Here is a 17,151-nt window from a genome sequence, read left to right on the forward strand (position 1 = left end):
TTCAGATAATAAATGGAAATACAAGTTTCCTCATTCGAACATTTAATGTATGTGAGTGAAATACAGCAGGAAATGTATGACTCTGCACAGCGACGAGGAACCGGAATTGCAAAACGTTCTATAGAATATTTAAGCAAGAAGATTTCAGAAGGCAATGCTGTAGTTGCCACTGAAGATGGGCATTGGGTAGGATTCTGCTACATAGAAACTTGGTCACATGGTCAATTTGTGGCCAATTCAGGACTTATAGTTTCCCCAAAATTCAGGGAGAGAGGAGCTGCAACTTTAATTAAGGATAAAGTTTTCCAATTATCCAGAGATAAGTATCCGAATGCCAAAATTTTCGGATTAACGACAGGTCTTGCCGTGATGAAAATTAACAGTGATTTAGGTTATAAACCCGTAATTTATTCTGAACTCACGCAAGATGAAGAATTCTGGAACGGTTGTAAAAGCTGTGTGAATTATGAAATTCTAATAAAAAAAGAACGAAAAAATTGTCTTTGTACAGCAATGCTTTTCGTTCCTGATAATAATAAAGTAAACGGTATTGAGAATAATCAAACCGAAAATCAATATAAAAATGAGCAAGAAAGTAATCTTAGCATTTAGCGGAGGTCTTGACACCTCTTACTGCGCCAAATATCTGAGTGAAACACTGGGATATGAAGTGTATGCAGTCACCGTAAATACCGGAGGTTTTTCTAAAGAAGAGGAAAAAGAACTGGAAAAAAAAGCCTTTAATCTGGGCGTGAAAGAATACAGGTGCATTGATGCTCAGGAAGATTATTACAATTCTTGTGTTAAATATTTGATTTTTGGTAATGTCTTGAAAAACAATACGTATCCTTTATCTGTAAGTGCAGAACGTACGATTCAGGCGCAGGAAATTGCAAAATATGCCATTGAAATTAAAGCTGATGCGATTGCTCACGGAAGTACAGGTGCTGGAAATGATCAGGTTCGTTTCGACTTGATTTTTCAGGTAATGTGCCCGAATGTAGAAATTATTACGCCAATTCGTGATCTGTCTTTGTCTCGTGAAGAGGAAATCGAATTTTTAAAAAATCACGGGTACGAAATGGAATTTCAAAAAGCACAATATTCTGTGAATAAAGGGCTTTGGGGAACTTCAGTCGGGGGAAAAGAAACATTAACTTCAAGAAATTATTTGCCCGAAGAAGCTTTTCCTTCACAAATTAAAGAAACTCAGCCGTCAGAACTGGAGATTGAATTTAAAAATGGTGAAGTTAAAGCCGTAAACGGAGAAAATTTTGAACATTCTGTTTATGCTATTCAAAAGATTGAAGAACTGGCTTCTGTTTACGGAATTGGCCGTGACATCCATGTGGGAGATACAATTGTCGGGATCAAAGGAAGAGTAGGATTTGAAGCGGCAGCTGCATCTGTGATCATCAAAGCGCATCATTTATTGGAAAAGCATACCCTTTCAAAATATCAGCAGATGATGAAATCTCAATTGTCTGACTGGTATGGAAACTGGCTTCACGAAGCACTTTTCTTAGATCCTGTGATGAGAAATATCGAGTCCTTCTTAGATGATTCTCAGAAAACAGTAAGCGGAAAAGTATTTGTAACGCTTCATCCCTACAGATTTATATTAAATGGTATTGAATCTAAACATGATTTAATGTCCGATAAATTCGGGAGTTACGGCGAAGCAAACAGAGCATGGACAGGTGAAGATGTGAAAGGCTATACCAAAATTGTAAGCAATTCATTAAATATATATCACCAGATTAACGGAGAAAAGATATGAAGACAGTAGGAATTATCGGCGCCAACGGTTACACGGGAAGCGAACTGGTTCGGCTTCTGGCTTTTCATCCCAATGTGTCATTGAGTTTTTTATATAGTCGTTCAAATTCGGGGACAAAGATTTCAGATTTGTACCCGGATTTAACGACGTTTTGTGAAATAGTTTTGACCGATCAACCCAAAGATGTAGACATTTTGTTTTTATGTCTTCCTCATAAAGAAAGCCAGAACTGGCTGACTCAAAATGCTGTAAAAGATGAAACGTTAGTAATCGATTTAGGAAATGATTTCCGTTTAGATGGAAACTTAGGAAACAGAAATTTTATCTACGGTTTACCTGAAATCAATAAAAAACAACTTTTAGGTACAAAAAGTATTGCCAATCCCGGATGTTTTGCAACGGCGATTCAACTGGCTCTACTTCCATTAGCTGAAAAAGGTTTGTTGAACGAAATTTATACAACAGGTATTACGGGCTCAACAGGAGCAGGTCAGTCTTTACAGCCGACTACGCATTTTACCTGGAGAAACGATAATATTTCAGCGTATAAAACTTTGACCCATCAACATGTAGATGAGATTTTACAACAGCTGGTTTCTTTTAATATGAATGAGATCAGTCTAAATTTTGTTCCATGGAGAGGAGATTTTGCCCGGGGAATTTTTACGAGTTCCACAGTGAAAACAGATGTAGAACTTTCTGAGATCAATCAATTGTATAGAGATTTTTATGCAGATGCGCCTTTTGTAAAGGTAAGCGAGAAAGCAATTGATTTAAAACAGGTTGTCAATACCAATCGCTGCGTGATTCATATAGAAAAGAGTGGAAATGTTGCAGTTATTCATTCAGCGATTGACAATTTGTTGAAAGGAGCTTCCGGACAAGCAGTTCAGAATATGAATATTGCGATGGGTTGGGAAGAAAATTCAGGATTAAACTTGAAGCCGATTGCGTTTTAAAAGGCAATTGTCAATAAGTCAATTGTGAATTTTAAAAACTCGAATCAAAAAACGACCTCTGAAAATGGAGCGTTAAGAAAATTGAAATTTAATCCGTTAAGAAATTCCCACTGTTTGAGCACGAGGCAAGCTTTCAACATAAGAACAAATCTTCAATTCGTGCGAGTTTTGGGGATTTTAGGATTTAATTTAAATTTTTAGCGGAAGTTTCCAGTCTTGAATTTTTGTTTCTTTTGTTTCAAGACAAAAGAAAAATTAAAAAAGAATTTTAAAGATGAATTTGTAGATCATTCATCTAACATCAATTATCATTTATAAATAGACATGAATTTATTCAACGTATATCCTTTATTCAACATCAAGCCTGTAAAAGCTCAGGGATCATTTCTTTGGGACGATAAAGGAGAAAAATATCTTGATTTTTACGGAGGTCACGCCGTAATTTCTATAGGGCACAACCATCCGCATTATCAGACTCAATTAAAAAGCCAATTAGATAAAATATCTTTTTATTCAAACTCGGTTCAGAATGATTTACAAACTGAATTGGCTGAAAAACTAGGCAAACTTTCAGGTTTAGAAGATTACAATTTGTTTTTATGTAATTCAGGAGCTGAAGCGAACGAAAATGCTTTAAAATTATCTTCGTTTCATAACGGAAAAAGCAAAGTGCTGTATTTCTCCGGTTCATTTCATGGCAGAACTTCCGCGGCAGTTTCTGTGACCGACAATCCTAAAATTGTGGCTCCGGTAAACTACGATGAAAGATTTATCAAGTCTGAATTTAATAACATCGAACAGCTTGAAGTAATTTTTGAACAGCAGGGAAATGAGATTTCATCAGTAATCATCGAAGGAATACAGGGAGTTGGAGGAATTATGATTCCAACAGTTCAATTTTTGACTAAAATAAAAGAATTATGTGAAAAATATAACACCGTTCTGATCTTGGATGAAGTTCAGTCTGGTTACGGAAGAAGCGGATATTTTTTTGCTCATCAGGAATTTAAGATTGACGCAGATATTATCACAACCGCAAAAGGAATGGGGAACGGTTTCCCAATCGGCGGGGTGTTGATCCATCCGAAATTTCAGGCAAGCAACGGTTTGTTGGGAACAACTTTCGGTGGAAATCACTTAGCTTGTGTCGCTGCGATTGCGGTTTTGGATGTAATGAAAGATGAAAATCTTATCGAAAATGCTCAGAAAATGGGCGAGTATATTGAAAATAAAATTAAAGATTTTCCGCATATCAAAATCATCCGAAGAAAAGGCTTAATGATTGGGATTGAACTCGACAGGGATTGTTCAGAAGTAAGGAATAATCTGCTGTATAATCATCGTATTTTCACAGGAAATTCCAATGATAAGGCTGTGTTGAGGATTCTTCCGGCGCTTAACATTAAAAAGGAAGAAACCGACCTATTCATCAGTGCTTTGAAAACTGTTTTAGAAAATCTTTAAAATTAATTCAAAATGAAATGGATATTCCTTTTGTCCCATTGAAAAAAAAATTACCAAATGAAAAAATTCACCTCTGTAAGCGATATTGAAAACTTACAGGAAATCATACAAAAAGCGTTACAGATTAAAGAAAATCCTCTTTTGGAAACTGAAAAGGGGAAAGGGAAAACAATCGGACTTGTATTTTTAAATTCAAGTTTGAGAACACGTTTAAGCAGCCAGATTGCAGCGCAAAATTTAGGTTTAAATGTTTTGACGTTAAACGCAGCTCAGGAAGCCTGGAACTTAGAATTCGCAGACGGAGCCGTCATGAATGGCGATACCGTAGAACATATCAAGGATGCCATTGAAGTATTAAACCAATATTGTGACATTATCGCAGTTCGTTGTTTTGCAGGAATGAAAAGCAAGGAAGATGATGTTAACGAAAGTATTTTAAGCCAGTTCGAGCAACATGCAAAAGTTCCGGTGATCTCTTTGGAATCGGCTACCCGTCATCCTCTGCAAAGTTTGGCAGATTGTATCACGATTACCGAAAACTGGAAAGAAGAACGCAAGCCGAAAGTGGTTTTAACTTGGGCACCTCACATCAAACCGATCGCTCATGCAGTTGGAAATTCTTTCGCAGAATGGATGCAGAAAATGGATGTTGAATTGGTTATCGCTAATCCTGAAGGCTATGATTTAGATAAAAATTTCACGAAAGATGTAAAAGTGGTTCATCATCAGGATGAAGCGTTGAAAGATGCAGATTTTATTTATGTGAAAAACTGGTCATCATTTGATGATTACGCAGCAATGCCTGAAGTGAAAGAAAACTGGATGTTGACGAATGAAAAACTGGCTAATACCAATAACGCAAAAGTAATGCACTGCCTTCCGGTTCGTCGTAATGTAGAGTTAAGTGATGAGGTGATGGATGGTAAAAATTCTATTATTTACCAACAGGCAAAAAACCGAATTTTCTCTGCACAGGCTGTTTTCTCGGAAATTTTAGATGAATTAAATTCAAAATAATACAATGAAGGAAAAGCTTTTTGTTGTAAAAATAGGAGGTGCTTTAATTGATGATGAAGAATTATTGAACGAATTTCTCGAGCAGTTTTCTGAAATTAAAGACAAGAAAATCCTTGTTCATGGAGGCGGAAAATTAGCTACAACATTGGCTGATAAATTGGGTGTCCAACAAAAAATGGTCAACGGACGAAGAATCACAGATAAAGAGACTTTGGATATTGTGGCAATGGTCTATGCGGGAGGAATCAATAAAAATATTGTGGCAAAACTTCAGCAGAAAAAATGCAAGGCAATAGGATTTTCGGGAGCTGATGCCAATTTAATTAAAGCCAAAAAAAGAGAACATGCAGAAATAGATTTCGGATTTGTAGGAGATATTGAGAAGAAAAGCGTGAACAAGAAATTGATCTCAAAATTCATTAAACTTAATCTGGTTCCGGTTTTTTCAGCAATTACACACGACAAAAAAGGAAATCTTTTCAATACCAATGCAGATACGATTGCTTCAGTAATTGCTCAGGCTTTATCTTCAAAATATAATGTTGAACTATTGTATTGTTTTGATAAAGAAGGTGTTTTGGAAGATGTAAACAATCCTGAATCTGTCATTAAAAATATTTCTGAAGGAGAATTTTCAACATTAAAAAATGAAGGAAAATTACACAAAGGAATTTTACCCAAACTGGAAAACGCTTTTGAAGCTGTAAAAAATAATGTAAATAAGGTATTTTTAATCAAAGAAACCCAACTGAAAAACCATACAGAAAATCATCATGCAGGAACTGAAATCTGTTTATAGTAAAGAAGAATTACTGAATAACGCAGTGGATTTGTTGAAAAAACTGATTGAGATTCCGTCATTCAGCAAAGATGAATATAATACATCTGTGGAGATTGAAAACTTTTTCAAAAAGAATAACATTCCGACAAAACGTTTTAAAAATAACATCTGGGCAGTCAATAAAAATTTTGATGTTTTCAAACCGTCAATTTTGCTGAATACGCATCATGACACCGTAAAACCAAATAAAGCGTATACTTTAGATCCGTTTTTAGCGATTGAAAAAGACGGAAAATTATTCGGATTGGGAAGTAATGATGCAGGAGCTTCTTTGGTGTCTATGGCGCAGGTTTTTTTGCATTTTTATGCTCAAAAAGATTTACAGTATAATGTAGTGATTGCTTTGACGGCAGAGGAAGAGATTTCAGGTTTTGATGGTATTGAAGCTTTATTTCCCCAATTGCCAAATATCGAGCTCGCTATTGTTGGAGAACCAACTCAAATGAATCTGGCGATTGCAGAAAAAGGATTGCTGGTCATTGACGGGGAAATGAAAGGAACTCCTTCTCACGCTGCTCATTCGAATGACGATAACTCGATTGTAAAATGTATGGAAGATTTGCAGCAAATTTTAAGCTTTAAATTTCCAAAAGTTTCGGATTATTTGGGTGAAGTTAAAGTTACGCTGTCGGGAATTCACGCCGGAGTTCAGCATAATGTCGTTCCGGAATCATGCACTTTCACTTTAGATGTTCGGGTTACCGATGAATATTCTAATGAAGAAGCATTTGAAATTATCCAGTCAAAGATGAAATCAACCTTAACGGCGAGGTCTTTCAGATTAAATTCTTCAAAAATAGAAATAGATCATCCGTTTGTACTGGCAGGTCTGGGAATCGGGAGGACAACTTACGGTTCGCCAACTTCATCCGATCAGGCAATCATTCCCTGTAGATCGGTAAAACTCGGTCCCGGCGACAGCAAACGCTCTCACACTGTGGATGAATACATCTATGTAAAGGAAATAGAAGAGGGAATTGAGATTTATATCAAGATACTTGAAAAAATTTTATAAAAGAAGTTAGATTTTAGAAACTAGAAGTTAGAGAGTAATACTTCTTTTTAACTATATCTAAATCTAAAATCTAAAATCTAAAATCTAAAAAGAGAATTATGAAAAAAATATGGCAAAAAGACGATAACGCCACTAATATAGTAGTCAACAAATTTACAGTCGGAAAAGATCTTGACTTTGATGAGCGTTTGGCAAAATACGATGTCAAAGGTTCAATGGCACACTGTACAATGTTGGCAGAAGTCGGTATTATTTCCAGTGAAGAATCAGAGCAGATGCTAATTGTTTTAGCGGAAATTTTAAAAGAAATCGAGAACGGAACTTTTGAAATGGATGAAAATGCGGAAGATATTCATTCACAGATAGAATCTGTTTTAATTGAAAAACTAGGCGATACAGGAAAGAAAATTCATACGGCTCGTTCAAGAAATGATCAGGTTTTGCTTGATATTAAACTGTATTTGTTAGATGAAATTCGTGAAATCACAGTGTTGACAGACGAGTTTTTTCAAATATTAATTAAACTGGCGGAACAGCATAAAAATGTTCTTCTTCCTGGTTATACCCATTTACAAATTGCAATGCCTTCATCATTCGGATTATGGTTTGGAGCCTATGCAGAAGCATTGTTGGATGATGTTGAAATGCTGTTTTCGGTGAAGAATATCATTAATAAAAATCCACTTGGTTCTGCGGCAGGTTATGGTTCTTCTTTCCCGATCGACCGTGAGAGTACAACCTATAATTTAGGTTTCCAGTCGATGAATTATAATTCGGTGTATGCTCAGATGACACGAGGAAAATCAGAGAAAATGTTGTCGATGGCAATGGCTACTTTGGCAGGAACGTTGGGGAAATTTGCGTATGATGTTTGTTTGTATTTAAGTCAGAATTTTGATTTTATAAGCTTTCCAAAGGAATTTACGACAGGAAGCAGCATCATGCCACACAAGAAAAATCCGGATATTTTTGAATTGGTTCGTGCGCGTTGTAACAGAATTCAGTCGTTGCCGAATGAATTTATTTTGCTGACCAATAATCTTCCTTCAGGTTATCACCGAGATATGCAGCTGACGAAGGAAATTCTTTTTCCTGCGATCGATTCTTTGAAAGAGTGTTTGGAGATTTTAAGCTATACATTACCCAATATTCAGGTTAAAGAGGGAATTCTGGAAGATAAAAAGTATCAATATCTTTTCAGTGTAGAGAAAATTAATGAAGAAGTGAAAAACGGAAGTTCATTCCGTGATGCGTATGTGAAAGTAGGGCAGGAGATTGAAAATAATGAGTTTGATTTTGAAATTAAAAATTTAAATCATACTCATCAGGGAAGCATTGGGAATCTTTGTCTGGATAAAATTGAATATCAGTTTAATAAATTGAAAAACAAATTATTGGGTTAGTAATTGTATCATGATAACATTCTCTTACTGTATTTTATTTTTTAATATATACAAAACTGAATTAAGTTTATCATCGTAATCAATGATCATAATAAAGTTTAACGATTTATCTAAAAAAGCTCTAAAGTCAGAGAATTCTTGAGCTTTCTTATCGTCACAAACAGATTGATTAGTACTTTTTAATTTTATTCCTGATGGTGACAGAGTTATAAAACATTTTCCTGTAAAGCGATTGCAGGGATTCATACCACCTCCATTTAGATACAAATTGAAGTTTGGTTTATTTCCTTTGATATATGTTTCAGAAGTTTTTGCAAAAAAATTATCAACTTTAAGAAAATCGTTGGAAGTTGCTACAGGAAGTTCTTTAAATTTATCTGAAAAATCAAAAGTGGTATTATTATCAATATCTAAAAAATATTCAGGTTGAATATTTTTTGAATAATTGAATTTCCGAAGCTTATTATTTTTAAAAGAAATAATAAAATTACAAGTATCGATATTGTCGTTTGAAGAATATTTTGATTTTGAATAAAACTTAACATCATCATTTTCAAATGTTTTAATTAGCACTTTTAATTTTGTTGTGTCCGATTTCGAAAAATAATTAATATTTTCAAGTTTTTTGATTTCCTTGTTGTTATCCACAAACCAACTGATATATGAATCTTTTTCAATTATGAAATTATTAATGATTGTGGAATATTTATTTATTATGATTGAATCAATAATATTTCCAGTAGAATCTAATTTTACGATTACATTTTTGTCTTTGTCTGAAGAATGATTTTTCTCAACATAAACATATTTATTATCAAAGAGTAATGGGGAATAAAAATGAAGATAATTATGATTGTTTGTGCTATCAGAAGTTATTATTTTAGAGATTTGTCCATCACGATAAAGTTCTGCGACAGTTTTGTATTTTGTTGTATCAATTTTATTATCGATGAGAAATTGATTTTTCTTCTCTATTTTCCATCGGGAGTCACGACATGAGACCAAAAAAGTAATTGCTATTAGTATTCCTATTGTTGATTTCATCTTACCCCAAATCAATCTTAAACTTAGTAGACTTCTTCACCTCATGCAACACAATAGAACTGTGATATTGCCCGATACTCGGAATATTTGAAATGACATTGACGGTAAATTCGTTATAAGAATTAATGTCTTTGGCAATGATTTTCAGCATATAGTCATACTCACCGGAAAGACTGGTGATTTCCTGAACTTCATCATGCTGCATGATATTTTTCTCAAACGTTTCCAACACTTTTTTGGATTGTTCTTTCAGACGAACATTGCAGTATACAACAATATTCAAACCCAGTTTTTCACGATTCAGAAGACCGACGTATTTCTCAATAACTCCCTGTTTTTCTAACTGTTTGATACGTTCATAGGTCGGAGTAAAGGTCAAGCCTATTTTCTCTGAAATTTCTTTCACCGAGAAAGTAGAGTCCTCCTGAATTATGCTGAGAATCATCCTGTCTTTTGCGTCCATAAAATTGTTTTTGAATTCTAACAAAAATATTAAGAATAAATGAGAATTACCAGGTGATTGAAGTTTTTTAATTTTTTTAAAATTTCACTTTGCCATGTTAACCAAATGTTATATCTTTGCACCTAATGAATAACACAGTATTTATATCATTAGAATTACCGGGCGTAGACGTCCTTTACGATATTTATTTATTTTAAGCGAAGATATTTTCTTCGCTTTTTTTTTGTAAAAAATTTAAGATATTATGTTTACGATTACAGAACTAAGCACTGAGAGAATCAACAGTATACTGGCAGAAGCGATGGCTTTTGCGAACGGAAAAACTGCTAAAATTGAAGGAGAAGTTTTTTGCTCAAATCTTTTCTTTGAAGACAGTACAAGAACCAAAACAAGCTTTGATATTGCCGAAAGAAAATTGGGTTTGCAGGTGGTTCCGTTTGATGCTTCAAACAGTTCTGTCAATAAGGGTGAAAGTTTATATGACACGGTAAAAACAATTGAAAGTTTAGGGGTAAATCTGGTGGTAATCAGAGACAAAAAAGACAGATATTTTGATGATTTAAAAAATATAACGATTCCTGTCATCAACGGTGGAGACGGAACGGGAAACCACCCATCCCAATGTATGCTAGATTTGATGACAATTTATCAGGAATTCGGGACTTTTGAAGGGTTAAAAGTAGGAATTGTAGGAGATGTAAAACACAGCCGGGTTGCCAATTCTAATGCAGAAGCATTAAGAAGATTGGGAGCGAAAGTGTATTTCTCCGGACCGGAACAATGGTTTGACGAAGGAGCTTTAATTAACGGAACTTATCTTTCTGTTGATGAGATGATTAAAGATGTAGATGTATTGATGCTGTTAAGAATTCAGCACGAGAGACATGATGCGAAAATGAGTTTTTCAGCTTCGGAATACCATAGAAAATATGGGTTGACGAAGGGCAGAGAAAAAAACATGAAAAAGGAAGCCATCATCATGCATCCCGCTCCCATCAACAGAGGAGTTGAAATCGATACTGATTTGGTGGAATGCGAACGCTCAAGAATTTTCAAACAAATGCAGAACGGTGTTTTCGCAAGAATGGCAATTCTGAAAAATGCTTTGGAAGAGAAAGGGTTTACTTTCAAATAAAAAACTGAAGGTTTAAAAGCCAGGTAAAAGTTCAAAAATAAATGACTCTAAAATTCCCCTCCTTTGGAGGGGTGGCGAAAATTCAAAGAATTTTTGACGGGGTGGTCTAAAGAGAAAGAATAAAATAGAAATAAAGATAAAAAGTTAAAATGAAGAAAAAATTAATACTGGAGTCCGGTGAAGTATTTCATGGAGAAGGTTTCGGAGCAGAATTGGAAACAGCAGGTGAAGTGGTTTTCAATACCGGAATGACGGGATATCAGGAATTGATTTCTGACCCATCTTACTGCGGTCAGATTGTTTGCATGACCTATCCGCTGATCGGAAATTACGGGATCAACCGTGATGACTACGAAAGCATAGAACCTGCAATCAAAGGTCTTATTGTAAAAGAAATTTGCGATTTGCCTTCCAATTTCCGTACTCAGATTACATTACAGGAATTGTTTAAAAAGAAAAATCTTTCGGGTATTTCAGGGATTGATACCAGAAGACTGACCAGAATTCTTCGTAATTCAGGAGTGGTAAAGGGAAAAATCGTTAATGCAGATGCAGACGAAAATACCACTGTTGAAGAATTAAAATCAACGACCTTTCCAACTAATCAGGTGGAGCAGGTTTCTACAAAAACTTCTTATGCAAACCCTGGAAGAGGACTTAAAGTTGTGCTTGTAGATTTTGGTTCTAAATTAGGAATAATCAGAGAGTTATCTCAAAGAAACTGTGACATCATCGTTGTTTCGCAAGACACTACGGCAGAAGATATTTTACTGATGGATCCGGATGGAATCATGCTGTCCAACGGTCCCGGAGATCCTGAAGATAACCAACATGCTTTAGACATGATCCGCGGATTATTAGGAAAAGTTCCCATCTTCGGAATTTGTCTTGGGCATCAATTGATCGGGTTGGCTTGCGGAGCTAAAACGTTCAAGTTAAAATTCGGTCACAGAGGAGGAAATCACCCGGTTTTAGATTTAGAAAAAAACAAAGTGGCAATTACTTCTCAAAACCACGGTTATGCTGTTGATCAGGAAAGTTTAAAAGGAACAGATTTAATTGAAACACACATCGCATTGAACGACAGAACAAATGAAGGTCTGAAACACAAAATTCACCCTTGTTTCTCTGTTCAATATCATCCGGAAGCAAGCCCGGGTCCTGAAGATGCGAATTATTTGTTTGATGATTTCATCACGTTGATGGAAGATTTTAAAAAATAATTTAGATTTCAGATATTAGACATCAGATAACAGACTTTACATGCACAATTTTGAGAAATTAATTTTTTGGCAGAAATCAATAGAACTTGCAAAAGAAGTTTATATAATTTGTGCTGAATTGCCAAAAGATGAAAAATTTGGTTTGATTTCTCAGATTAAAAGATCTGCAGTTTCAATTCCGTCAAATATTGCGGAAGGAGCAGGAAGGAACAATGACAGAGAATTTTACCATTTTCTTGGAATTGCAAATGCTTCTTCTTTTGAGTTACAAACTCAATTGATCTTAACTAGAGAGCTCAATTTATTAAATGCAGAAAAAGTCAACAGTTTAATATCAAATCTAAATGAAATTCAACGAATGATTTATTCATTTAAATCTAACTTAAAAAAGTAAACACAATATTGGAAGTCTGAAATCTGAAATCTGACATCTAGTATCTAAAAAAAAGAAAAATGGCAAAACGTACAGATATAAAAACAATTTTAGTAATCGGTTCCGGACCAATTATCATCGGTCAGGCAGCGGAATTTGATTACGCAGGAACGCAGGCTTGTCTTTCCCTGAGAGAGGAAGGTTACAAGGTGATTTTGATCAATTCAAATCCTGCAACGATTATGACGGATGTTGAAATCGCTGATAAAGTTTACATCGAGCCGATTTCACTTCAGTTTGTAAGTCACATTATCAGAAAAGAACGTCCGGATGCACTTTTACCAACTCTTGGCGGACAAACTGGTCTGAACATGGCGGTAGAATTGGAAAATTCAGGAATTCTTGAAGAATGTAAAGTTGAGGTGTTAGGAACTACACTTTCAGCCATCAACAGAGCGGAAGACAGAGATTTGTTCCGTGAATTGATGAGAGAATTAAATGAGCCCGTTCCGGAATCTGATATTGTAAACACAGTAGAAGGAGCACTTCGTTTTGCTGAAGAAATCGGTTATCCGGTGATTGTTCGTCCTGCCTTCACAATGGGCGGAACAGGTGGCGGAATTGCTGCCGACGAAATCGAATTAAAAGAAATTGCTGAACTAGGTCTAAAATACAGCCCGGTTACACAATGTTTGATCGAAAGATCAATCGCAGGTTTCAAAGAAATAGAATACGAAGTAATGCGTGATGCAAACGACAACGCAATTGTGGTTTGTAACATGGAAAATATAGATCCGGTGGGAGTTCACACCGGTGACTCAATCGTTGTGGCACCTTCTCAGACACTTTCCGACAGAGAATATCAGATGTTGAGAAATGCTTCACTCAAAATCATCAGAGCATTAGGAATCGAAGGAGGATGTAACGTGCAGTTGGCTTTAGACCCAGATTCATTTGATTATTATATCATCGAAGTAAACCCGAGAGTTTCCCGCTCATCGGCTTTGGCGAGTAAGGCGACAGGTTACCCGATTGCAAAGATTGCTGCAAAAATTGCCGTAGGATTGACTTTAGATGAAATCATGAATCCGGTTACAGGTAAAACGTACGCTTGCTTTGAGCCGGCTTTGGATTATGTGGTAACAAAATTCCCAAGATTCCCTTTCGATAAATTTGAGACTGCGGACAGAAGATTGTCTACTCAGATGAAAGCAACAGGTGAAGTAATGGCGATCGGAAGAAACTTCGAAGAATCTTTACAGAAAGCAGTACGTTCTCTGGAAACAGGCTTGAGACATTTAGGTTTAAAAACAAAACAGGCTGCAGCTTTAACAGACGAAGATATCGAAAGAAGAATCAGAGTTTGTGATGACGAAAGATTGTTTATCATCTGTGATGCCTTAAGAAGAGGCTATGATTGGGAACAGATTGTAGAATGGAGTAAAATTGATAAATTCTTCATCTGGAAATTAAAGAAACTCATTGACTTCGAAAAAATAATTGCAGCCAACAGATTTGATAAAGAAATTCTCATTCAGTCTAAAAAACTAGGTTTCTCAGATCAGAATATTGCTCATCTGTGGGAATCTACACAGCGAGAAGTATATAATTTCAGAAAAGAAAACGGAATTGTGCCTGTCTATAAAATGGTAGACACCTGCGCTGCAGAATTTGAATCTGAAACCCCATATTTCTACGGAACTTACGAAGAGGAAAACGAATCTGTAGTTACCGATAAAGAAAAAATCATCGTTTTGGGTTCAGGTCCCATCAGAATCGGACAGGGAGTTGAGTTTGATTACGCAACGGTTCATTCGGTTTGGGCAATCAAAGAAATGGGTTACGAAGCGATTATCATCAACAATAACCCGGAAACTGTTTCTACAGACTTCTCGATTTCAGATAAATTATACTTCGAACCTTTGACGGAAGAAGATGTAATGAGCATCATCGACCTTGAAAAACCAATGGGAGTTGTGGTGCAGTTTGGAGGTCAGACCGCAATCAACTTAGCAGATAAATTAGCAGCTTATGGAGTGAAAATCTTAGGAACTTCACTTGAAGATCTTGACAGAGCTGAAAACAGAGATAAGTTCGAAAAAGCCCTTCAGGAAATGGGAATTCCCCAGCCTTTAGGAAAAACTTCGACTTCAAAAGAAGAAGCCATTGTGATTGCAAACGAAATTGGTTATCCGGTTTTGGTTCGTCCAAGTTACGTTTTGGGAGGCAGAGCAATGGAAATTGTATACACTGAAGCAGAATTGGCTCACTATATGGAATTTGCGGTAGATGCGAGTCCTGACCAGCCTGTATTGGTCGACCGTTATATTACGGGAAGAGAAGTGGAGGTCGACGCAATCTGTGATGGCGAAACGGTAATTATTCCGGGAATTATGGAGCATATTGAAAGAGCTGGAGTTCACTCTGGTGACTCAATTGCGGTATATCCTCCACAGAATGTTTCTCCGGAAGAAATCAAAACGTTGGTAGATTATACCGAAAGATTGGCTAAAGGATTGAATGTGATTGGTTTAATGAATATTCAGTACGTTCTTTTCGAAGGAAATGTATATGTGATTGAGGTAAATCCACGTTCATCACGAACGGTTCCTTTCTTATCTAAAATTACCGATGTTCCGATGGCAAACTTGGCGACAAAAGCAATTCTAGGTCAGAAACTGAAAGATTTAGGTTACCAAAACGGACTGGTTCCAAATAAAGAAGGCGTTTTCGTGAAAGTTCCGGTATTCTCTTTCTCAAAACTAACGAAAGTGGATATCTCTTTAGGTCCGGAAATGAAATCTACAGGAGAAGTGATGGGGAAAGACACCACTTTAGAAAAAGCTTTATACAAAGGATTGGTTGCAGCAGGAAGAAAAGTTCCGATGCACGGGTCAATCTTGTTTACGGTAGCAGATAAACACAAGCAGGAAGCGGCAGATTTGGCAGCGAGGTTTCATGAAGTTGGTTTCAGAATCTGGGCAACCGAAGGAACGGCAAAATTCTTTGAAGAACAAGGAATTCCTTGTAAAATCGGGTACAAAATAGGAGAGGAGAGTGTCAATCTGATCGACCTGATTCAGAAAGGAAAAGTTCAATATGTTGTCAATACCATGACCAAAGGAAAACAGTCTGAAAGAGACGGTTTCCAGATCAGAAGAATGAGTGTAGAAAACGGTGTACCTTGTTTAACATCAATGGATACTGTGGAAGCAATCCTGAAAGTGATTGAAAGCATGACATTTAAGATGGAGGCAATGTAGCTTTCAGATTAAGAATATATTACAAAACGCATCTTTTTTAGGTGCGTTTTTTTTATGATCAATAGATAAGAAAAATTGTATAATTTAGATTTTAATAAAATGATTAAAAATGTCAACACAAAATTTCTCGTATACATTTTCAACTTCACGATCGGCAGAGGAGGTTTTCAATATTTTAATCAATCCAAAAAAATGGTGGGTTGGTTTACACAACGAGATCATTACCGGAAATTATGAAAAACTGAATGATGAATTTACTTTCAGTGCCGGAAATGGAGCGCACAATTCCGTTCAAAAATTAGTGGAATTAATTCCCAATGAAAAAATAGTTTGGGAAGTTGTTGACAGCAATTTATCTTTTTTAAAAGAAACTAATGAGTGGACAGGAACCAAAATCAGTTTCAACATTTCTAAAGAAAACAACCATTTAATAATTGTTTTTACTCATGATGGCCTAGTTCCACAATTTGAATGCTATGAAGGTTGTTCAGGCGCTTGGTCACAGTATTTGGAAAATTTAGAAAATATATTGAACAACTGACTCTAAAAAATAAAAACACAGTCATGGAATATCAAGCAGTATCAAAGAACTCTTTATATTTTGAAGTTTTGAAAGATGGAAAAGAAATTGGGCGCATTATCTATAAAAACTGGTTCAAATTTAATGCTGAAATAGAAATTTTACATTCAAAATACCAAGTCGAACCAAAAGGTTTTTGGGGAACAACTATTGAAATAAAAGATCATGAGAACGTACTTTTAAAGTTCAAAATGAATTGGAACGGAGAGATCGTCATTCAAACTTATTTTGATAATGCAGAAAAAGATTTCATCTTTAAGCATCAAGGTGTTTTCAAAGATTCTTATCTGCTTACCGATCAAAAAGGAACGGAACTTATGTTGATGAAGCCAGATTTTAAATGGAAAATCATGAATTATGAATATCAACTCTCAACGTCTGCTATTTTTGAAACATTTTCTCATAAAGAAATACTTTTACTATGTTCTCTGCATTGTGCCAATTATTATATGGCCATGATGGCATCTGCTATTGGCTAAGAAATATTATAAAAAAAATATATCCTTCAGAAATTAATACTTTAACAAAATTTATCAAGATCAGCCGATAATTTATAACTTCGATTTCGTAATTTTATCAAAATTAAAAAAA

General features: G+C 35.5%; 16 protein-coding genes. 14 read left to right on the top strand and 2 right to left on the bottom strand.

Annotated elements, in window-relative coordinates; genetic code table 11:
- Nucleotides 1-12 precede the first annotated feature (12 nt).
- The 8 genes from ACZZZA_RS11855 to argH all read left to right on the top strand — a co-directional run bounded on the left by ACZZZA_RS11855 (nt 13) and on the right by argH (nt 8,479).
- Entirely contained in the window at nt 13-612 is a 600-nt protein-coding gene (locus ACZZZA_RS11855) for a GNAT family N-acetyltransferase (protein ID WP_463431983.1), read from the top strand.
- Nucleotides 584-1,780: an argininosuccinate synthase gene (locus ACZZZA_RS11860; protein ID WP_463431985.1), complete on the top strand. Its 1,197-nt coding sequence runs from the start codon at nt 584-586 to the stop codon at nt 1,778-1,780. Before ACZZZA_RS11855 ends, ACZZZA_RS11860 begins: the two co-directional genes overlap by 29 nt.
- Nucleotides 1,777-2,739 carry an N-acetyl-gamma-glutamyl-phosphate reductase gene (gene argC, locus ACZZZA_RS11865; protein ID WP_463431987.1) on the top strand — a complete coding sequence of 321 codons (963 nt, stop codon included), beginning with the start codon at nt 1,777-1,779 and terminating at the stop codon, nt 2,737-2,739. Before ACZZZA_RS11860 ends, argC begins: the two co-directional genes overlap by 4 nt.
- A gap of 324 nt (nt 2,740-3,063) precedes the next feature.
- Nucleotides 3,064-4,203: an aspartate aminotransferase family protein gene (locus ACZZZA_RS11870; protein WP_463431989.1), complete on the top strand. Its 1,140-nt coding sequence runs from the start codon at nt 3,064-3,066 to the stop codon at nt 4,201-4,203.
- A gap of 57 nt (nt 4,204-4,260) precedes the next feature.
- Nucleotides 4,261-5,220: an N-acetylornithine carbamoyltransferase gene (locus tag ACZZZA_RS11875; RefSeq protein WP_463431991.1), complete on the top strand. Its 960-nt coding sequence runs from the start codon at nt 4,261-4,263 to the stop codon at nt 5,218-5,220.
- A gap of 4 nt (nt 5,221-5,224) precedes the next feature.
- Complete coding sequence (gene argB, locus ACZZZA_RS11880; RefSeq protein WP_463431993.1) at nt 5,225-6,019, top strand: acetylglutamate kinase; 795 nt, start codon at nt 5,225-5,227, stop codon at nt 6,017-6,019.
- On the top strand, nt 5,994-7,076 hold the full coding sequence (locus ACZZZA_RS11885; protein ID WP_463431995.1) for a M20 family metallo-hydrolase: 1,083 nt from the start codon (nt 5,994-5,996) through the stop codon (nt 7,074-7,076). Before argB ends, ACZZZA_RS11885 begins: the two co-directional genes overlap by 26 nt.
- Before the next feature lie 98 nt (nt 7,077-7,174).
- Nucleotides 7,175-8,479 carry an argininosuccinate lyase gene (gene argH, locus ACZZZA_RS11890; protein WP_463431997.1) on the top strand — a complete coding sequence of 435 codons (1,305 nt, stop codon included), beginning with the start codon at nt 7,175-7,177 and terminating at the stop codon, nt 8,477-8,479.
- 24 nt (nt 8,480-8,503) lie between these two features.
- Here argH and ACZZZA_RS11895 read toward each other — a convergent pair whose 3' ends face one another.
- Nucleotides 8,504-9,523 (bottom strand): hypothetical protein, encoded by a 1,020-nt coding sequence (locus ACZZZA_RS11895; RefSeq protein WP_463431999.1) that lies wholly within the window; start codon nt 9,521-9,523, stop codon nt 8,504-8,506.
- A 1-nt stretch (nt 9,524) separates the two neighbouring features.
- The gene (locus tag ACZZZA_RS11900; protein ID WP_463432001.1) at nt 9,525-9,986 is read right to left on the bottom strand and encodes an Lrp/AsnC family transcriptional regulator; all 462 of its coding nucleotides are present in this window, start codon (nt 9,984-9,986) and stop codon (nt 9,525-9,527) included.
- Between the two features lie 244 nt (nt 9,987-10,230).
- On the opposite strand from ACZZZA_RS11900, the gene ACZZZA_RS11905 reads away from it, so the two are divergent.
- The 6 genes from ACZZZA_RS11905 to ACZZZA_RS11930 all read left to right on the top strand — a co-directional run bounded on the left by ACZZZA_RS11905 (nt 10,231) and on the right by ACZZZA_RS11930 (nt 17,039).
- A complete protein-coding gene (locus ACZZZA_RS11905) occupies nt 10,231-11,121 on the top strand; it encodes an aspartate carbamoyltransferase catalytic subunit (RefSeq protein WP_463432003.1) in 891 nt (296 codons plus the stop codon).
- 149 nt (nt 11,122-11,270) lie between these two features.
- On the top strand, nt 11,271-12,344 hold the full coding sequence (locus ACZZZA_RS11910; protein ID WP_463432005.1) for a carbamoyl phosphate synthase small subunit: 1,074 nt from the start codon (nt 11,271-11,273) through the stop codon (nt 12,342-12,344).
- A 40-nt stretch (nt 12,345-12,384) separates the two neighbouring features.
- Entirely contained in the window at nt 12,385-12,738 is a 354-nt protein-coding gene (locus tag ACZZZA_RS11915) for a four helix bundle protein (RefSeq protein ID WP_463432007.1), read from the top strand.
- Between the two features lie 59 nt (nt 12,739-12,797).
- Nucleotides 12,798-15,980: a carbamoyl-phosphate synthase large subunit gene (gene carB / locus ACZZZA_RS11920; protein WP_463432009.1), complete on the top strand. Its 3,183-nt coding sequence runs from the start codon at nt 12,798-12,800 to the stop codon at nt 15,978-15,980.
- A gap of 109 nt (nt 15,981-16,089) precedes the next feature.
- A complete protein-coding gene (locus ACZZZA_RS11925; protein WP_463432011.1) occupies nt 16,090-16,521 on the top strand; it encodes an SRPBCC family protein in 432 nt (143 codons plus the stop codon).
- A 23-nt stretch (nt 16,522-16,544) separates the two neighbouring features.
- Nucleotides 16,545-17,039, top strand: a complete 495-nt coding sequence (locus ACZZZA_RS11930) for a hypothetical protein (RefSeq protein ID WP_463432013.1) — start codon at nt 16,545-16,547, stop codon at nt 17,037-17,039.
- Nucleotides 17,040-17,151 lie beyond the last annotated feature (112 nt).

Source organism: Chryseobacterium sp. AC405b, assembly GCF_979258685.1.